The 16,860-nt window shown below is 67.0% G+C and carries 17 protein-coding genes and 1 tRNA gene; 13 read left to right on the top strand and 5 right to left on the bottom strand.

Annotation, left to right across the window (positions count from 1 at the left end; genetic code table 11):
- Positions 1-32 precede the first annotated feature (32 nt).
- The 3 genes from ftsX to ftsY are packed head-to-tail and all read right to left on the bottom strand — an operon-like array spanning position 33 to position 2,633.
- Positions 33-938 carry a permease-like cell division protein FtsX gene (ftsX, locus tag AZSP09_RS10930; RefSeq protein ID WP_014236126.1) on the bottom strand — a complete coding sequence of 302 codons (906 nt, stop codon included), beginning with the start codon at positions 936-938 and terminating at the stop codon, positions 33-35.
- The gene (locus AZSP09_RS10925) at positions 935-1,615 is read right to left on the bottom strand and encodes a cell division ATP-binding protein FtsE (RefSeq protein ID WP_130459497.1); all 681 of its coding nucleotides are present in this window, start codon (positions 1,613-1,615) and stop codon (positions 935-937) included. Before AZSP09_RS10925 ends, ftsX begins: the two co-directional genes overlap by 4 nt.
- Positions 1,616-1,628: 13 nt before the next feature.
- A complete protein-coding gene (ftsY, locus tag AZSP09_RS10920) occupies positions 1,629-2,633 on the bottom strand; it encodes a signal recognition particle-docking protein FtsY (protein WP_130459496.1) in 1,005 nt (334 codons plus the stop codon).
- A gap of 170 nt (positions 2,634-2,803) precedes the next feature.
- Here ftsY and AZSP09_RS10915 point away from each other — a divergent pair, with 170 nt between their 5' ends.
- The 5 genes from AZSP09_RS10915 to AZSP09_RS10895 are packed head-to-tail and all read left to right on the top strand — an operon-like array spanning position 2,804 to position 6,847.
- Positions 2,804-4,171: a M16 family metallopeptidase gene (locus AZSP09_RS10915; protein ID WP_152090047.1), complete on the top strand. Its 1,368-nt coding sequence runs from the start codon at positions 2,804-2,806 to the stop codon at positions 4,169-4,171.
- Positions 4,172-4,182: 11 nt separating this feature from the next.
- Complete coding sequence (locus AZSP09_RS10910; protein WP_232058788.1) at positions 4,183-5,478, top strand: M16 family metallopeptidase; 1,296 nt, start codon at positions 4,183-4,185, stop codon at positions 5,476-5,478.
- Positions 5,478-6,086 (top strand): 16S rRNA (guanine(966)-N(2))-methyltransferase RsmD, encoded by a 609-nt coding sequence (gene rsmD, locus AZSP09_RS10905; protein WP_232058787.1) that lies wholly within the window; start codon positions 5,478-5,480, stop codon positions 6,084-6,086. Before AZSP09_RS10910 ends, rsmD begins: the two co-directional genes overlap by 1 nt.
- Complete coding sequence (gene coaD / locus AZSP09_RS10900; protein ID WP_014236132.1) at positions 6,076-6,573, top strand: pantetheine-phosphate adenylyltransferase; 498 nt, start codon at positions 6,076-6,078, stop codon at positions 6,571-6,573. Before rsmD ends, coaD begins: the two co-directional genes overlap by 11 nt.
- 16 nt (positions 6,574-6,589) lie before the next feature.
- Positions 6,590-6,847, top strand: a complete 258-nt coding sequence (locus AZSP09_RS10895) for a YfhL family 4Fe-4S dicluster ferredoxin (RefSeq protein ID WP_152090046.1) — start codon at positions 6,590-6,592, stop codon at positions 6,845-6,847.
- Positions 6,848-6,925: 78 nt separating this feature from the next.
- Here AZSP09_RS10895 and AZSP09_RS10890 read toward each other — a convergent pair whose 3' ends face one another.
- Both AZSP09_RS10890 and mutM read right to left on the bottom strand, forming a co-directional pair.
- Positions 6,926-8,881 (bottom strand): dynamin family protein, encoded by a 1,956-nt coding sequence (locus tag AZSP09_RS10890; protein WP_130459494.1) that lies wholly within the window; start codon positions 8,879-8,881, stop codon positions 6,926-6,928.
- Positions 8,882-9,003: 122 nt separating this feature from the next.
- Positions 9,004-9,831 (bottom strand): bifunctional DNA-formamidopyrimidine glycosylase/DNA-(apurinic or apyrimidinic site) lyase, encoded by an 828-nt coding sequence (gene mutM / locus AZSP09_RS10885; protein ID WP_152090045.1) that lies wholly within the window; start codon positions 9,829-9,831, stop codon positions 9,004-9,006.
- A 167-nt stretch (positions 9,832-9,998) separates the two neighbouring features.
- Here mutM and AZSP09_RS10880 point away from each other — a divergent pair, with 167 nt between their 5' ends.
- From AZSP09_RS10880 to ychF, 8 genes are all read left to right on the top strand, one after another.
- The gene (locus AZSP09_RS10880; protein ID WP_152090044.1) at positions 9,999-11,738 is read left to right on the top strand and encodes a tetratricopeptide repeat protein; all 1,740 of its coding nucleotides are present in this window, start codon (positions 9,999-10,001) and stop codon (positions 11,736-11,738) included.
- A 3-nt stretch (positions 11,739-11,741) separates the two neighbouring features.
- Positions 11,742-12,317, top strand: a complete 576-nt coding sequence (gene lolB, locus AZSP09_RS10875) for a lipoprotein insertase outer membrane protein LolB (protein ID WP_152090043.1) — start codon at positions 11,742-11,744, stop codon at positions 12,315-12,317.
- On the top strand, positions 12,314-13,165 hold the full coding sequence (gene ispE / locus AZSP09_RS10870) for a 4-(cytidine 5'-diphospho)-2-C-methyl-D-erythritol kinase (RefSeq protein WP_152090042.1): 852 nt from the start codon (positions 12,314-12,316) through the stop codon (positions 13,163-13,165). Before lolB ends, ispE begins: the two co-directional genes overlap by 4 nt.
- 172 nt (positions 13,166-13,337) lie before the next feature.
- Positions 13,338-13,414, top strand: a tRNA-Gln gene (locus AZSP09_RS10865).
- Between the two features lie 61 nt (positions 13,415-13,475).
- Positions 13,476-14,429, top strand: a complete 954-nt coding sequence (locus AZSP09_RS10860) for a ribose-phosphate pyrophosphokinase (protein WP_014236139.1) — start codon at positions 13,476-13,478, stop codon at positions 14,427-14,429.
- Between the two features lie 53 nt (positions 14,430-14,482).
- Positions 14,483-15,085, top strand: a complete 603-nt coding sequence (locus tag AZSP09_RS10855) for a 50S ribosomal protein L25/general stress protein Ctc (protein WP_014236140.1) — start codon at positions 14,483-14,485, stop codon at positions 15,083-15,085.
- 75 nt (positions 15,086-15,160) lie between these two features.
- Positions 15,161-15,739, top strand: coding sequence for an aminoacyl-tRNA hydrolase (gene pth / locus AZSP09_RS10850; protein WP_014236141.1), 579 nt, complete (start codon positions 15,161-15,163; stop codon positions 15,737-15,739).
- A 13-nt stretch (positions 15,740-15,752) separates the two neighbouring features.
- A complete protein-coding gene (gene ychF, locus AZSP09_RS10845) occupies positions 15,753-16,844 on the top strand; it encodes a redox-regulated ATPase YchF (RefSeq protein WP_014236142.1) in 1,092 nt (363 codons plus the stop codon).
- Positions 16,845-16,860 lie beyond the last annotated feature (16 nt).

The following is a 16,860-nucleotide window of genomic DNA, read 5'->3' as shown; positions in this document are numbered from 1 at the left end:
GGTTGTGTTGATGGGAGGCCTACGAAAAGCCGTTACTTCGGTTCGATCTGCCGTAGGTAGAGGCCTACCGAGAGCTGGGCGCCGAGCCAGCCGAGGAGGGCGCCGACGCCGAGCAGCAGCAGGGAGTGGTCGAGGCCCAGGCCGTGCAGGCGGAAGGCGGTGGCGTAGAGGCTGGCCAGCTGGCTGACCGGCCCGGAGAGGACGGCCACGGCGGCGCTGACCAGGAGCATGGCGATGAGACCGCCGAGGATGCCCTGGAGGGCGCCGAAGTAGTAGTAGGGGCGGCGGATGAAACCGTCGGTGGCTCCGATCAGCTTGGCCACTTCGATTTCGTCGGCCTGGGCCAGGATCTGCAGGCGGATGGTGTTGAAGGTGACGGCCACCAGGGCGGCGGCGAAGGCGGCGGCCAGCAGCAGCACGGCCAGCCGGCCGAGGCGCAGGAAGGCGTCGAAACGCTTGATCCAGGCCGAATCCAGCTGTACGTGGGCGACCTTGGGCCAGGCCGAGAGGGTCTTGGCCAGGGCTTCCAGCTGTTCCGGTGCGGCGTTGCGCGGTTCCACGATGAAGGCGTCGGGTAGGGGGTTGCGCGGCAGGCTGGCCACCAGTTCGGCCATGCCGGCGGTGCCCTGGAGGCGCTTCAGGGCGTCTTCCCGGGGCACGAAGACGATGCTGCCGGAGACCTCCTGGCGCAGGCGGGATTCCATCTCCGTGGCCTCCTTGCGGCTGGCCTCGGGGCTGAGGAAGACGCTGATCTGCTGGGTGCTGGCGACGCCGGCGGCGGCCTGGCGCAGGTTGTCCAGGACCACCACGCCGGCGGCGGGCAGGGTCAGGGCGATGCCGATCACCAGCAGGGACAGCACGGTGTTGAGGGGCGAGGCGGCAAGCCGCTGCCAGGCGCCCTGGAGGGCCGACAGGTGTTGGGTGAGCCAGGCATTCATGCTTGTCCTTCCGGGCGTTCGCCGGGGGCCCGCACCTGGCCGTGTTCGACCCACAGGACCCGGGGATTCAGGTGGCGCACCCATTGGGTGTCGTGGGTGGCGAGGATGACGGTGACGCCGACCTGGTGGAAGGCCTTGAACAGCTCCATCACTTCGCCGGCGGAATCCGTGTCCAGGTTGGCCGTGGGCTCGTCGGCGAGGAGGATGGCGGGCCGGTTAACCACCGCTCGGGCGATGGCCAGCCGTTGCTGTTCGCCGCCGGAGAGGGCGATGGGGTTGGCTTTCTCCCGTTCCAGCAGGCCCACCTTGTCCAGGGCCGCCCGGGCCCGTTTGCCGGCTTCCTTGGGGGAGAGGCCGACGATGGCCAGGGGCAGCAGCACGTTGTCGAGCACGGTGCGGTCGAAGAGCAGCTTCTGGTCCTGGAAGACCAGGCCGAAGTTGCGCCGCACGTAGGGAATGGCGCTCTTGCGCAGGGCTGCCAGGTTCTGCCCGTTCACCACCACGCTGCCCGAGGTGGGGCGCTCGATGGCGGCGGCCAGCTTGCACAGGGTGGTCTTGCCGGCGCCGGAGTGGCCGGTGATGAAGACCAGCTCCCCCGCGTCGATGTCGAAACTCACGCCCCGCAGGGCTTCGTAGCCGGTGGGGTAGCGCTTGTGTACCGCGGAGAAGGAGATCATGACGGTCCTGAGCTTACTCGCCGAAGAGGGCGTCCACGAAGTCCCGGGCGACGAAGGGGCGCAGGTCGTCGATGCCTTCGCCGACGCCGATGAAGCGCACCGGCTTGGGACACTGGCGGGCGATGGCGGCGATGACGCCGCCCTTGGCGGTGCCGTCCAGCTTGGTCAGCACCAGGCCGGTGACGTTGATGGACTTGTCGAAGGCCTTCACCTGGGCCAGGGCGTTCTGGCCGATGTTGGCATCCAGCACCAGCATCACCTCGTGGGGGCCGGTGGGGTCGGCCTTCTGGATCACCCGGCGCACCTTGGCGATCTCTTCCATGAGGTGCAGCTGGGTGGGCAGGCGGCCGGCGGTGTCAGCCAGCACCACGTCGATGCCCCGGGCCTTGGCGGCGGCGATGGCATCGAAGACCACGGCCGCCGGGTCGCCGGATTCCTGGGCGATGACCGTGACGTTGTTGCGCTCGCCCCAGGTCATCAGCTGTTCCCGGGCAGCGGCGCGGAAGGTGTCGCCGGCGGCCAGCAGCACGCTCTTGCCCTGGCCCTGGAAGTACTTGGCCAGCTTGCCGATGGAGGTGGTCTTGCCGGCGCCGTTGACCCCGGCAATCATGATGACGAAGGGCTTGTGGCTATCCACCTGCAGGGGCGCTTCCAGGGGCGCCAGCATCTGGGCCAGGGTGTCGGCCAGGGCCTGCTGGATGGCGGCGGCGCCTTCCAGCTTGTCCTGCTTGGCGCGGCGCTTCAGTTCGTCGAGCAGGTGCATGGTGGCGTCCATGCCCACGTCGCTGGTCAGCAACAGGGTCTCCAGTTCTTCCAGCAGTTCGTCGTCCACCTTGCCTCGGGCAAAGACGGACTTGAGCTTGCCGCCAAGCTGGGAGCGGGTGCGGGAGAGGCCGGCGAAAAGGCGCTCGCGCCAGGAGAGCGGCTTGTCCAGGGGCTCCGGCACCGGCGCCACGGCGGCTGCGGTGGCGGGCGTGGCGTCCTGGTCTTTGTCGGATTTTTTCAAGAAACCAAACATGCGGGGTTCCGTTCTAAGTTCGTTCCCGGGCTGTCAGGGCTGACAGGGGGAGGGCGGCTCGGTAAGATGCGCCGCAGGAAAATCCGAATTTTAGCCCAAGCGTCCCCCGAGGACGTTGCCGAATTCGCCCGTTCATGGCCCTGCGGGGCATTTCATTTCGGAAGCGAACCATGATCCCCAGAAAATCGAGACTCCTGGCCCTGCTGCTGGGCCTGCTCCCCATTGGCGCAGTCCTGGCCAATCCCTATGAAACCACCCTGAAGAACGGCCTCAAGGTCATCGTCAAGGAAGACCGGCGTGCGCCCACGGCGGTGCACATGGTCTGGTACAAGGTGGGCAGCATGGACGAGGTGGACGGCACCTCCGGCGTCGCCCATGCCCTGGAGCACATGATGTTCAAGGGCACGCCCAAGGTCGGCCCGGGCGAGTTCAACAAGCGGGTGGCGGCCGCCGGTGGCCGCGACAACGCCTTCACCAACTACGACTACACCGCCTACTTCCAGCAGATTCCCAAGCAGAAACTGCCTGAGATGATGGCCCTGGAGGCGGACCGCATGGGCCACCTGACCCTGGACCCGAAGGAATTCGCCAAGGAAATCCAGGTGATCATGGAAGAGCGGCGCATGCGCACCGACGACAATCCCCAGTCCCTGCTGTTCGAGGCCCTCAACGCCGTGGCCTACTCGGCCCATCCCTACCGCCGGCCGGTGATCGGCTGGATGGCGGACCTGGAGCAGATGACCGCCGCCGACCTGCGCCACTGGTACCAGCAGTGGTACGTGCCCAACAACGCCACCCTGGTGGTGGTGGGCGACGTGGACCACGAGGCCGTCTTCCGCCAGGCGGAAAAGACCTACGGCCAGCTCAAGCCCCGCGCCCTGCCGGCGCGCAAGCCCATTGCCGAGGCGCCCCAGAAGGGCATCCGCCGCGTCACCGTGAAGGGCCCGGCGGAACTGCCCCAGGTGCTGCTGGCCTGGAAGGCGCCGACCCTGCGCGACGTTAACAAGGACAGCGACCCCTACGCCCTGGAAATGCTCGGTGCCGTGCTGGATGGCCACGACGGCGCCCGCCTCACCCAGCACCTGGTGAAGGACCAGCGTCTGGCCCAGTCCGTGGGCTCGGGCTACGACAACAGCAGCCGCGGCCCCTCCCTCTTCCTCATGCTGGGCACGCCCGCCGAGGGGCACACCCCGGCCGAACTGGAGGCCGCCCTCAAGGCCGAAGTGGCGCGCATTGCCGCCGACGGCGTCAGCGAGGAAGAACTGAAGCGGGCCCGCGCCCAGCTGGTGGCGAGCCAGGTGTACAAGCGGGATTCCATGTTCGCCCAGGCCATGGAGATCGGCCAGATGGAAATCGTCGGCCTCTCCTACAAGTCTGTGGACCGCATGATCGAAAAGCTCCAGGCCGTCACCGCTGCCGACGTGCAGCGGGTGGCAAAGCAGTATTTCAACGACGACAGCCTCACCGTGGGCCTGCTGGAACCCCAGCCCCTGGCCGATGCTCCCCGCCGCCGCGCCCCCGCCGGCGTGCGCCACTGATCGAGGAGACCATGATGCGACTGCCTAATTTCCTGCTCTTTGCCGCCGCCCTGCTGGGCTCTGCCGCCCAGGCCGGGGTCACCATCGAGCACTGGACCGCCCCCTCCGGCGCCCGGGTCTATTTTGTCGAAAACCATGCCCTGCCCATCGTGGACGTGCAGGTGGACTTTGCCGCCGGCAGCTCCCGGGACCCGGCCGGCAAGTCGGGCCTGGCCGGCTTCACCCACGGCCTGCTCGACGGCGGTGCCGGCGACCTGGACGAGACCGCCATTTCCAACCGCCTGGCCGACCTGGGCGCCAACCTGGGCGGCGGTGCCGACCAGGACCGGGCCAGCCTGAGCCTGCGTACCCTGGCGGCCCGGGAAACCCGGGACGGCGCTCTGGAGATTATGCGCCTGGTGCTGCAGCAGCCCCGCTTCCCCGAGGCGGTGCTGCAGCGGGAGCAGGTGCGCGCCGTGGCCGGCCTGCGGGACGCCCTGACTAAGCCTGAAGTGCTGGTCAGTCGGGCCTTCTGGCAGGCCCTCTACCCGGACCATCCCTATGGCCGGGTATCCACCCCCGAGTCCCTGGAAAACCTGACCCGGGCCGATGTGGAGGCCTTCTGGCGCGCCAACTACAACGCCGCCAAGGCCAGCGTCACCCTGGTGGGCGACCTCTCCCGCAGCGAGGCCGAAGCCATTGCCGAGAAGCTGACGGCGGGGCTGCCCGCCGGTGGCCCGGCTGCCCCCATCCCGGCGGCCAGCCTGCCCCAGGGGCGGGTGGTGTCGGTGTCCCATCCGGCCACCCAGTCCCATCTCCTGCTCGGCCTGCCCGCCATTCCCCGGGGCGATCCGGACTTCTACGCCCTGCAGGTGGGCAACTACGTCCTTGGCGGCGGCGGCTTCGTTTCCCGCCTGCTCAAGGAGGTACGCGATGCCCGGGGCTACGCCTACAGCACCTACAGCTATTTCGCCCCCATGGTGGCCCGGGGTCCCTTCCAGATCGGCCTGCAGACCAAGCGGGCCCAGGCCGGCGATGCCCTCAAGGTGGTCAATGAGGTGCTGCAGGAGTTCCTCGCCAAGGGCGTCACCGAGAAGGAGCTGAAGGCGGCCAAGGACAACATGGTTGGCAGCTTCCCCCTGCGCCTGGACAGCAACCGCAAGCTGCTCGACAACGTGGCGGTGATCGGCTTCTACGGCCTGCCCCTGGACTACCTGGATACCTACGCCGCCAAGGTGGAGAAGGTCAGCGCCGCCGACATCAAGGCCGCCTTCCAGCGCCACGTGCTGCCCCAGCACCTGGTGACGGTCAAGGTGGCTGCCGACTGATGGCCCGCCCCGGACCGCAGCCGGCCGGCCGGGCCGGCGCCGCCCGGGCCCGGGCGGGCAACAACGTGGTACGCATCATCGGCGGCGAGTGGCGCCGCCGGGTGCTCTCCTTCCCCGACGGCGAAGGCCTGCGGCCGACGCCGGACCGGGTGCGGGAAACCCTCTTCAACTGGCTGGGCCAGGACCTGACGGGCTGGAACTGCCTGGATCTCTTTGCCGGCAGCGGCGCCCTCGGTTTCGAGGCGGCCTCCCGCGGAGCCGCCCGCTCCGTCCTGGTGGAGCGCTCGCCCAAGGCCTTTGTCGCCCTGAAAGACAACGCCGCCCTGCTGCAAGGGGAAAATTTGCAGATAATCCGGGAAGATGCGCTAAAATTCGTCGCCTCTACGGAGCTGCGTTTCGATCTGGTGTTCCTCGATCCGCCCTACCATCTTGGTTGGCTGGAAAAACTGGAACCCCTCCTGTCCCGGGTGCTGAAGGAAGACGGCGTGATTTACGCCGAAGCGGAAAAGCCCCTGGAAAGCCTGGGCGACTGGGCCACAGTGAAGCGCGGCAAGGCCGGGCAGGTCTTCTACCACCTTATGGCGCGGAACAATGCCGATGCTGAATAACCGACTGGCGATCTACCCGGGAACCTTCGACCCCCTGACCAAGGGGCACGAGGATCTGGTCCGGCGTGCCTCCAGCCTGTTCGACCGGGTCATCGTGGCCGTGGCCGACAGCCCGAACAAACGCCCGTTCTTCGGCCTGGAAGACCGGGTCGCCATGGCCCAGGAAATCCTGGCGCCCTATGGCAACGTGGAAGTGAAAGGTTTTTCCTGCCTGCTGATGGATTTCCTCCATCAGCAAGGCGCCAAGGTCATCATCCGCGGTTTGCGGGCGGTGTCCGACTTTGAATACGAATTCCAGATGGCGGGGATGAACCGTAATCTGTATCCCGAGGTCGAAACAGTATTCCTGACGCCTGGGGAGCAGTACATGTTCATTTCCGCCACTATGGTGCGCGAGATCGCCCGGTTGGGGGGGGATGTCAGCAAGTTCGTCCAGCCAGTCGTGGAGAAGCGGCTGGCGGCGAAAAAAGTCTCCGAACTATCTTGAATGAAGGAAAGCAGCTATGGCTTTGATGATTACCGACGAATGCATCAACTGTGACGTGTGCGAGCCGGAGTGCCCCAACGAGGCCATCTCCCAGGGCGAAGAGATCTATCAGATCGACCCCAGCAAGTGCACCGAGTGCGTCGGCCACTACGACACCCCCCAGTGCGTTGAAGTGTGCCCGGTGGATTGCATCCCCAAGAACCCGGACGTGGTCGAAAGCGAAGACCAGCTGTGGGGCAAGTACGAGAAGCTGACCGGCAACAAGCGCGCCTGAGCCTTCTCCGGGCCGGCAACGGTCCCAATAAAAAAGCCACGGCATGCCGTGGCTTTTTTATTGCCCGCGAGAAGCGCGTCAGGCGGCGGCCTGGAGGCCTTCCCCCTGGGGGTGCAGCAGGGCCTGCAGGTCGTTGCCGAGGGCCTGCAGGGTGTCGATCTGGGCCAGCAGGGCGGCCTCCATGTGGTTCAGTTCGCCGATGCGGTCTTCCAGGGTGTCGGTGGCCTGGTGGATGCGCTTGATGCTCTCCAGGCGGCGCTTCAGCTGGATCTGGTGTTCCCGCACCTGGGTTTCCATGGGGGCCATGACTGCCTTCAGCCAGATTTCCACGTCCCGGTTGGCGTGCTCGAAGGCGCGGCGCACCTGCACCGCCACTTCCTCGAAGAACTTCTGGGTGACGTTGCCCTTCTCGTGGGTCAGCAGCTGGAACATGGTGTTGAGGTGGGTGTTGCACCACTGCTCCAGGCGCTCCAGTTCCTTCTCGTAGCGCAGCAGGTTGAACTGGGTCGGCGAACCCAGCTTGAGCCCGTGCTCGACGCTGAACTTCTTGTAGATGGCCTCCATCATGGAGAGGATTTCGCCGATCTCCTTGCCGGACTTCTGCACGTTCTCCTTGGAGGTGCGGAAGAAGCGGTCCATGGCCGCGGACAGACCCCGGGAGAAGGTGGCCGCCTGCATGGCGTCCCGGGTCTCGTGGGTGAGGCTGCGCAGGGCGTCCAGGCCCAGATGGGCGAAGAGGTTGTTGGTCAGGGTGGAGAAGACGCTGCGCACGGCGTAGTAGCGCTGCAGGCCCGATTCGAACTCTTCCTTCTCGGTCTTGATCTTGGCCATCATGTATTCCACGACGCCCTTGTTCTTGCCCTTCAGCTCGGTCAGTTCGGTCAGCTGTTCCTTCAGGCCCCGCATGCGGGAATCCAGCAGGGCGCGCATGCGGGCGTGCAGTTCGCCGAACTCGGCCTCGGTGTTGTCGCGCACGATGTCCTGCTTGGCCGGGATCAGCTCCTCGGAGAGGGCCCGTTCCAGTTCCGGCAGGCGGGAGCGCTGCAGCAGGGCGTCGTCGCCGTTGATCTTGGCCACCAGGGCCTTCTGGGCGGAGACGGGGAACACCTGCTCCTGGGGCAGGCCCAGGATGGAGGCGCAGCTGTCGGCCTGGCGGGCGATTTCGGCCTGGATCTCGGCCTCGCTCTTGAGCTCGTCCCAGAGGCCGTCGATCTTGTTGAGCACCGCCAGGCGGCCCCGCTTGCGGTTGCCGCCGGCGCCGATGTTGTCCTTCCAGATGGCCAGGTCGGACTGGGTGACGCCGGTGTCGGCGGCCAGGATGAAGAGCACGGCGTGGGCGTTGGGCAGCAGGGACAGGGTCAGTTCCGGCTCGGCGCCGATGGCATTGAGGCCCGGGGTGTCCAGGATCACCAGGCCCTGTTGCAGCAGGGGATGGGGGAAGTTGATGACGGCATGGCGCCAGCGGGGGATTTCCACCAGGCCGTCCTCGCCGATGCGGTAGGTGGCGGCCTCGTCGTCGCCGACGGGAAAGCCCAGCTTCTCCGCCGTGTCCCGGTCCACCCGCACCACTTCGCTGACGTGGCGCAGGGTGTCCTGCATGGCTTCCGGGGAGTCCACGTTGAGGGGCACGGTCTCCCACTCGTTGGGGAAGCGCTTGTATTCGGAAATGCCGGCATTGGTGGCCCGGGTGTGGATGGGCAGCAGCTCGATGCAGGAGGGTTTGTCGGCATCGAACAGCAGCTCCGTCGGGCACATGGTGGTACGGCCGGCGGAAGAGGGCAGCATGCGGTTGCCGTAGTCGGCGAAGAAGATGGCGTTGATCAGTTCCGACTTGCCCCGGGAGAACTCGGCGACGAAGGCCACGTTGAGGCGGTCTTCCTTGAGGCGCTCGAGCAGCTGGGTCAGGCGCAGGTCGCTCTGGGCATCGCCCAGTTCATTGTCCGCCAGCCAGGCGCGGAAGTGCTCGATGCACTCCGACAGCTGCGTCCGCCATTGGCTGTAGGCGGCGAAGTTCTGGGCAAGGGTATTCGGCATGGCGACACCGGCGACAAAAAGGGAGAGGCTACTCTACCCCACAATGCCAAATGGAATCAACGCGCTGGCGCCGCTTGTGCCAGCACTGGTTGAAATGGGGCGACGGACGGTCGCCGGGGCCGTCAGCGCTGGCAGCGGGGGCAGTAGAAAGTGCTGCGTCCGCCCTGGGTGATGCGGCGGATGGGGCCGCCGCAGACCTGGCAGGGCTCTCCTTCCCGGTCGTAGACGGCGACGATGAGCTGGAAGCTGCCGGCGCCGCCGTCGCTGTGCACGTAGTCGCGCACGCTGCTGCCGCCGGCGGCGATGGATTCCGCCAGCACCTCCCGCACCGTGGCTGCCAGCCTGTCGCAGCGCTGGCGGCTGAGGCGGCAGGCCGGCGTCAGGGGCGAAATGCGGGACCGGAAGAGGCTTTCCGCCGCATAGATGTTGCCGACGCCGACGATGCAGTGGGCGTCCATCAGCACCTGTTTGATGGGGGCCTGGCGCCGCCGCAGGGCCTGGTGCAGCCAGGCGCCGTCGAAGGCGTCGCTAAGCGGCTCGACGCCCAGGGGCGCCAGCAGGGGGTGGTCGAGCACAACGGGGCCGTCCACCCACAGCAGGGTGCCGAAGCGGCGCGGGTCCCGGTAGCGCAGGGTGCGGCCGGGAAAATGCAGGTCCACGTGATCGTGCTTGCCCGGCGGCGTGCCGGGCGGGACCAGGCGCAGGCTGCCGGACATGCCCAGGTGCAGGATGATCCAGCCGCCGCCTCCATCGCTCTCGAAGTCGAAGAGCAGGTACTTGCCGCGCCGCTCCACCCGCTTCAGGCAGCGGCCCACGGGGCGTTCGGCCAGGGTCGGCGACAGTTCGTGACGCAGGCGCGGAGCCCGCAGGCTGACGCCCTGCAGCACCTGGCCGGGCAGGTAGGGCAGGAGGCCGAGGCGGCTGACTTCGACTTCGGGGAGTTCGGGCATGGCGAAAAGTGGATGAATGAGCGGATGTATGGATTGGTAAAGTGTTGCGAGCGGATGTAAGCGGCACGGCCGCCCGCTTGTGGCGCCCTGGAAAACTGCCTAACATGCGGCACTAATCTTAAGCGAAAGCTTCTAACGCGGTCTCCTCCCCGGTGACTGACACTGCCATGAAAATGATCCCCCTCGCTGTCCTGGTCGCCGCCCTGGCCGCCAATGGTGCCCTTGCCGCCGATGCCGCCCCCGCCCCCGTGGCCAAATCCCGGGCGGCCAAGGCCGAGCGGGCGCCCCGGGCCCCGGCGGCCGTGCCCACCTCTGCCGCCGAGTTGCCGGCCGGCCAGGTGGCGTACCAGGTGCTGCTGGCGGAAATCGCCCTGCGCCGGGGCTACGGCGACCTGGCCCTGTCCGTGTACGCGGAGCTGGCCCTGCGCAGCCGGGACCCCCAGGTGCTGGCCCGGGCCATCGAGGTGGCGGGCTTTGCCCGGCGCATGGATCTGGCCCATGAACTGGCCCAGCTGTGGGTGGAAACGGAACCCGAGTCGGTGACGGCCCGCCAGACCCTGGTGGGGGTGCTGATCGTCCTCAACCGCCTGGACGACCTGGTGCCCCACCTGAGCAAGTTGCTGGAGCAGGACAAGGACAACCTGGGCGACAACCTCAGCCGCCTCAACCGCATGCTGGTCCGCCAGCCGGACAAGAGCGCCGTGCTGCGTCTGGTGCAGCGCGTCACCCAGCCCTACCAGAGCGTGGCCGAAGCCCACTTTGCCGTGGCCCAGGCCGCCCTGGCCGCAGGCGACCGTCCTCTGGCCCAGGAGTCGGTGCGCCGGGCCCAGGAGCTGCGTCCCGAATGGGAAATGCCGGTGCTGCTGGAGGCCCAGATCGTCTCCGCCGAAGCGCCGGCCAAGGTGGTGCCCCTGCTGGAGCGTTATCTGAGCCGCCATCCCAACGCCAAGGACGTACGCCTGCACCTGGCCCGGGCCTATGTGGGCGACAAGCGCTTCAGCGATGCCAGCGCCGAGTTCCGCCGCCTGCTGCGGGACTTCCCCAATAGCGTCGAAGTGGTCTATCCGGTGGCCATCCTGGCCCTGCAGCAGAATGACCTGGACACTGCCGAGACCCAACTCAAGCACCTGCTGGAGCTGGAGTTCGGCGACCGCAACCTGGTCAATTACTACCTGGGCCAGGTCATGGAGGCGCGCAACAACGAGGCGGCCGCCATCGACTACTACGGCCAGGTCGGCCTCAGCGAGCCCTTCCTCAACGCCCGCAACCGCCAGGCCATGCTGCTGGCCCGGGCCGGCAAGCTGGACGAGGCGCGGCAGGTGCTGCAGCAGACCGCCACCATGCATCCCACCGAGCGGGTTGCCCTGGGCCAGTCCGAAGCCCAGCTGCTGCGCGACGCCAAGCGTTACGCCGAGGCCCTGGAGGTGCTGGAACGCCTGCTCAAGAGCAATCCGGGCAATGCGGAGCTGCTCTACGACTCTGCCCTGGTGGCCGACCGTCTCGACAAGGTGGCCCTGGTGGAAGAGCGCCTGCGGCAGGTGATCGCCCTGCAGCCCGAGAACGCCCATGCCTACAACGCCCTGGGCTACACCTTCGCCGAGCGCAACATGCGCCTGGACGAAGCCCGGGAACTGGTGGCACGGGCCCTGGCCCTGCTGCCGGACGACGCCTTCATCATCGACAGCATGGGCTGGGTGCTCTATCGCCAGGGCGACCTGGCCGGCGCCCTGATCCAGCTGCAGAAGGCCTACGGCCTGCGCCAGGACCCGGAGATCGCCGCCCACATGGGCGAGGTGCTGTGGGGCCTGGGGCGCCAGGACGAGGCCCGCCGCGTGCTGCGCGAAGCCGCCAGGAAGGACCCGGACAACGAAGCCCTGGCTGCCGCCGTCAAGAAATTCCAGCCCTGATCCGTGGTCGCCGCATTTCTCCGTTTAGGCGCCGGAGCGCTCCTGGCCCTGCTCGCCGCCTGCAGCACAGTGCCGGAGCGCTATGCCGTACCCGCCGTGGCGCGGGAAACCTTGCAGTCCTTCCAGATCGAGGGGCGTTTTTCCCTGCGCTACGAACAGGCCAGCTATTCCGGCAAGATCGCCTGGCGCCATGCCCCTGAAGGCGACGACATCTTCCTCATGAATCCCTTCGGCCAGGGCGCGGCGGAGATCAGCCGCCGTCCCGGCGTTGCCCGCCTGGTGACGGCCGACCAGAAGGAATTCCAGGCCGCCGATGCGGACCAGCTGGTGGCCGACGTGCTGGGCTATCCCCTGCCGGTGGCCGGCATGGGCGAATGGCTGCTGGCCCGTGCCACCCCGGCAGGGGCGGCGGAGCGCGACGGCGCCGGCCGCCTGCTGCGCCTGCAGGAGGCCGGCTGGAGCATCGACTACGACTATGGCGACAACCCCAGTCCCCAGGCCCTGCCGGTGCGGCTGACGGCCCGCCGGGGCGAGGCCCTGGAGCTGAAGTTGCGCATCGACGACTGGAGCGCCCAATGAACCCGGCCTGGACCTGGGACAGCGCCTACCCGGCGCCGGCCAAGCTCAATCTCTTCCTGCACGTGGTGGGCCGCCGCGCCGATGGCTATCACCTGCTGCAGACCCTGTTCCGTTTCGTCGATTACGGCGACACCCTGCACTTCGCGCCCCGGGAGGACGGCCGGGTGCGCTTGCTCAATCCCCTGCCCGGGGTGCCGGAGGAGAGCGACCTGACCGTGCGGGCTGCCCGTCTCCTGCAGCAGGCGGCCAACTGCACCCGGGGGGCGGATATCCGCCTGGAGAAGCGGCTGCCCATGGGCGGCGGCCTGGGCGGCGGCAGTTCCGACGCCGCCACCGTGCTGCTGGCCCTCAACCACCTGTGGCAACTGGGCCTGTCCCGGGAACGGTTGCAGGCCCTGGGCCTGACCCTGGGGGCCGATGTGCCGGTCTTCGTCTTCGGCCGCACCGCCTTCGCCGAGGGCGTGGGCGAGGCGCTGCAGGCCGTGCCGGCGGCGCCGGCCTGGTATCTGGTGCTGCAACCGCCGGTGGCGGTGCCCACCGTGGACATCTTCCGGGCTCCCGAACTGAAGCGGGACACGCCGGCCATGGCGGCTGCCGATTGGCGACCCGGCCTGGGCGGCAACGACCTGGAGCCGGTGGCCTGCGCCCGCTTTCCCGAGGTGGCGCGTCACCTGGCATGGCTGCAGCGTTTCGGCCGGGCCCGCATGAGCGGCTCCGGGGCCTGCGTCTTTGCCGAATTCCCGGACCAGGCCGGGGCCGAGGCGGCCCTGGCCCAGCTGCCGCCCGACATGCGGGGCTGGGTGGCGCCCGGGCTGGACAGCCACCCCCTGTACGGACTGTTGCCCTAGGGTGGCCGGGTGGGTGGCGAAGTTTTTTGGCAAAAGATTTGCCCGCCCGAAATTTTTTGTGTAATATCCGCGCCTCGCTAGTCACGCAGCGCAACGCAGGTTGCGGGACAGGCACAGATTTCCAGTCGCTGGCGGCAGCAGTTCTGATGTCCGGCAGCGCCAAACCGGTTACTGGGGAGTCGCCAAGTTGGTTAAGGCACCGGATTTTGATTCCGGCATGCGAAGGTTCGAATCCTTCCTCCCCAGCCAATAATTCCGAGACAACGGGCAGGTACATACCTGCCCGTATTGCATTTCTGGGGGCGCCCCTATGGCTTTCAATAGCCTGATGGTCTTTACCGGCAACGCTAATCCCAAGTTGGCTGCCGACGTGGTTTCCCGCCTGGGCCGCCGTCCCCTGGGACGTGCCAGCGTAGGCCGCTTCTCCGACGGGGAAGTGAGTGTGGAAATCGAAGAGCACGTGCGTGGTCACGACGTCTTCATCCTGCAGTCCACCTGCGCCCCCTCCAACGATACCCTGATGGAACTGCTGGTGATGGTGGATGCGCTGAAGCGCGCCTCCGCCGGTCGCATCACCGCCGCCATTCCCTATTTCGGCTACGCCCGCCAGGATCGCCGCTCCCGTTCTTCCCGGGTGCCCATCGCCGCCAAGCTGGTGGCCGACCTGCTGACCGCCGCCGGCGTGGACCGGGTCCTCACCATGGACCTGCATGCCGAGCAGATCCAGGGCTTCTTCGATATCCCGGTGGATAACGTCTACGCCCTGCCGATCCTGCTGGAAGACATTCAGAAGCAGAACCACGAAAACCTGCTGGTGGTCTCCCCCGACCACGGCGGCGTGGTCCGCGCCCGTTCCCTGGCCAAGCGCCTGGAGTGCGACCTGGCCATCATCGACAAGCGTCGTCCCAAGGCCAACGTCTCCGAGGTGATGAACATCATCGGCGAAGTGGACGGCCGCACCTGCATCATCATGGACGACATCGTCGACACCGCCGGCACCCTGTGCAAGGCCGCCTCCGCCCTCAAGGCCAACGGCGCCCAGAAGGTAGTGGCCTACTGCACCCACCCGGTGCTGTCCGGCGCCGCCGTGGAGCGGGTCAATTCCTCCGACCTGGACGAACTGGTGGTGACCGACACCATTCCGCTGCGCGACGATGCCATGGCCTGTTCCCGCATCCGCCAGCTGTCCGTGGCCGAACTGCTGGCCGAGACCATCCGGCGCATCAGCAACGAGGACTCCGTGTCCTCCCTGTTCATCGAATAAGTTTTCTCAACCCCCCGGCTGGTCGCGGTCGGGGTCTTTACTTTGGAGTCATCATGATCTTTGAATTCAACGCCGATAAGCGCAACGACCAGGGCACCGGAGCGAGCCGCCGCCTGCGTCGTGCCGGCAAGGTCCCGGGCATCGTCTACGGTGGTACCGCTGCCCCCATCTCCATCGAGGTGGACCACAACGCCATCTACCTGGCTCTGCGCAAGGAAGCATTCCACTCTTCCCTGATCAACCTGAACATCGACGGCAAGAAGGAATCCGTTCTGCTGCGCGACTACCAGGCTCACCCCTACAAGGCCATCGTGCTGCACGTGGACTTCCAGCGCGTCGATCCCAACCAGAAGCTGCACACCAAGGTGCCCCTGCACTTCGTGAACGCTGACATTGCTCCCGGCGTCAAGCTGGGCGGCGGCATCGTCTCCCACGTGCTGAACGAAGTGGAAGTGACCTGCCTGGCTGCCGACCTGCCCGAGTTCATCGAAGTGGACCTGAAGGACCTGGCTGCTGGCCACTCCATCCACATCGCCGACGTCAAGCTGCCCAAGGGCGTGGCTCTGGTGCAGCACGGCCAGGACAACCCCGTGGTCGCCACCATCATGACCGTGCGCGGCGCTGCCGCAGCCGAAGAAGCGGCTCCTGCTGCTTAATCTTCCGGTCTGACCGTGCAAGAAGCCGCCGCCGGGCTCAGCCCTCGCGGCGGCTTTATTTTTTGAGTCTTTCCAGTGAACGCTCCCCGTCTCATCGTTGGCCTGGGCAACCCCGGCGCGGAATACGAAGATACCCGGCACAATGCGGGCTTCTGGCTGGTGGACCGCCTGGCCCGGGACCTCAAGGTCAGCCTGGCGCCCCAGAGCAAGTTCCTCGGCCTGGCCGCCCGGGCCGGTGACACCTGGCTGCTGCAGCCCACCACCTTCATGAACCGTTCCGGCCATGCGGTGGCGGCCCTGGCCCGCTTCTACAAGATCGAACCGGAAGAGGTGCTGGTGGTGCATGACGAACTGGACCTGATGCCCGGTGCCATCCGCCTCAAGCAGGGCGGCGGCAACGGCGGCCACAACGGCCTCAAGGACATCCAGGCCCAGCTCGGCAGTCCCAATTTCTGGCGCCTGCGCCTGGGGATCGGCCACCCCCGCAGCCTCAACCTGAAGCAGGAAGTCGTCGATTTCGTCCTGCATCGCCCCCGGGCCGAGGAGCAGACGGAAATCGACAAAGCCATCGACCGCTGCCTGCTGGCCTGGCCCCGCATCGCCGCCGGCGATTTCGCCGCCGCCCAACAACAGTTACACGGCAAAACCGTTTAGCAAGGAAAACACCATGAGCTTGAAATGCGGCATCGTTGGTCTGCCCAACGTCGGCAAATCCACCCTCTTCAATGCCCTGACCAAGGCGGGCATCGAAGCGGCCAACTACCCCTTCTGCACCATCGAGCCCAATGTGGGCATCGTTGAAGTGCCCGATCCCCGCATGGCGGCCCTGGCCGAGATCGTCAAACCCCAGCGCATGCAGCCGGCCATCGTCGAGTTCGTGGACATTGCCGGCCTGGTGGCTGGCGCCTCCAAGGGCGAGGGCCTGGGCAACCAATTCCTGGCCAACATCCGGGAAACCGATGCCATCGTGAACGTGGTGCGCTGTTTCGACGACCCCAATGTGGTGCATGTCTCCGGCAAGGTGGATCCCATCGCCGACATCGAGACCATCATCACCGAGCTGGCCCTGGCTGACCTGGCCGTGGTGGAGCGCACCATCGCCCGGGACGGCAAGAAGGCCAAGTCCGGCGACAAGGAAGCCCAGAAGCTGGTGGCCGTGCTGGAAAAGCTGCTGCCCCACCTCAACGAAGGCAAGCCCGCCCGCACCGCCGGCCTGTCCGACGACGACAAGCTCATCGTCAAGCCCCTCTGTCTGCTTACCGTGAAGCCCGCCATGTACGTGGGCAACGTCATGGAAGACGGCTTCGAGAACAATCCCCACCTGGACCGCCTGCGCGAACATGCCGCCAAGGAAGGTGCTCCCGTGGTGGCCGTGTGCGCCAAGATCGAGGAAGAACTGGCCGACCTGGAAGACGAGGACAAGCAGGCCTTCCTGGCCGACCTGGGCCTGGAGGAGCCGGGCCTCAACCGTCTCATCCGCGCCGGCTACGACCTGCTCGGTCTGCAGACCTACTTCACCGCCGGGGTCAAGGAAGTGCGCGCCTGGACCATCCACAAGGGCGATACCGCGCCCCAGGCCGCCGGCGTCATCCACACCGACTTCGAGAAGGGCTTCATCCGGGCCCAGACCATCGCCTACGCCGACTTCATCGCCTTCAAGGGCGAGCAGGGCGCCAAGGAAGCCGGCAAGATGCGCTCCGAAGGCAAGGAATACGTGGTGCAGGACGGCGACGTCATGAACTTCCTGTTCAACGTCTGATTTCCTTCCGCCCCAT

The organism is Azospira sp. I09 (assembly GCF_009177135.1).
In the GTDB taxonomy this organism is placed as follows: Bacteria; Pseudomonadota; Gammaproteobacteria; order Burkholderiales; family Rhodocyclaceae; genus Azospira; species Azospira oryzae.
The sequence above is the reverse complement of the archived record's forward strand: the minus strand, read 5'-3'. Positions and strand labels throughout refer to the sequence as shown.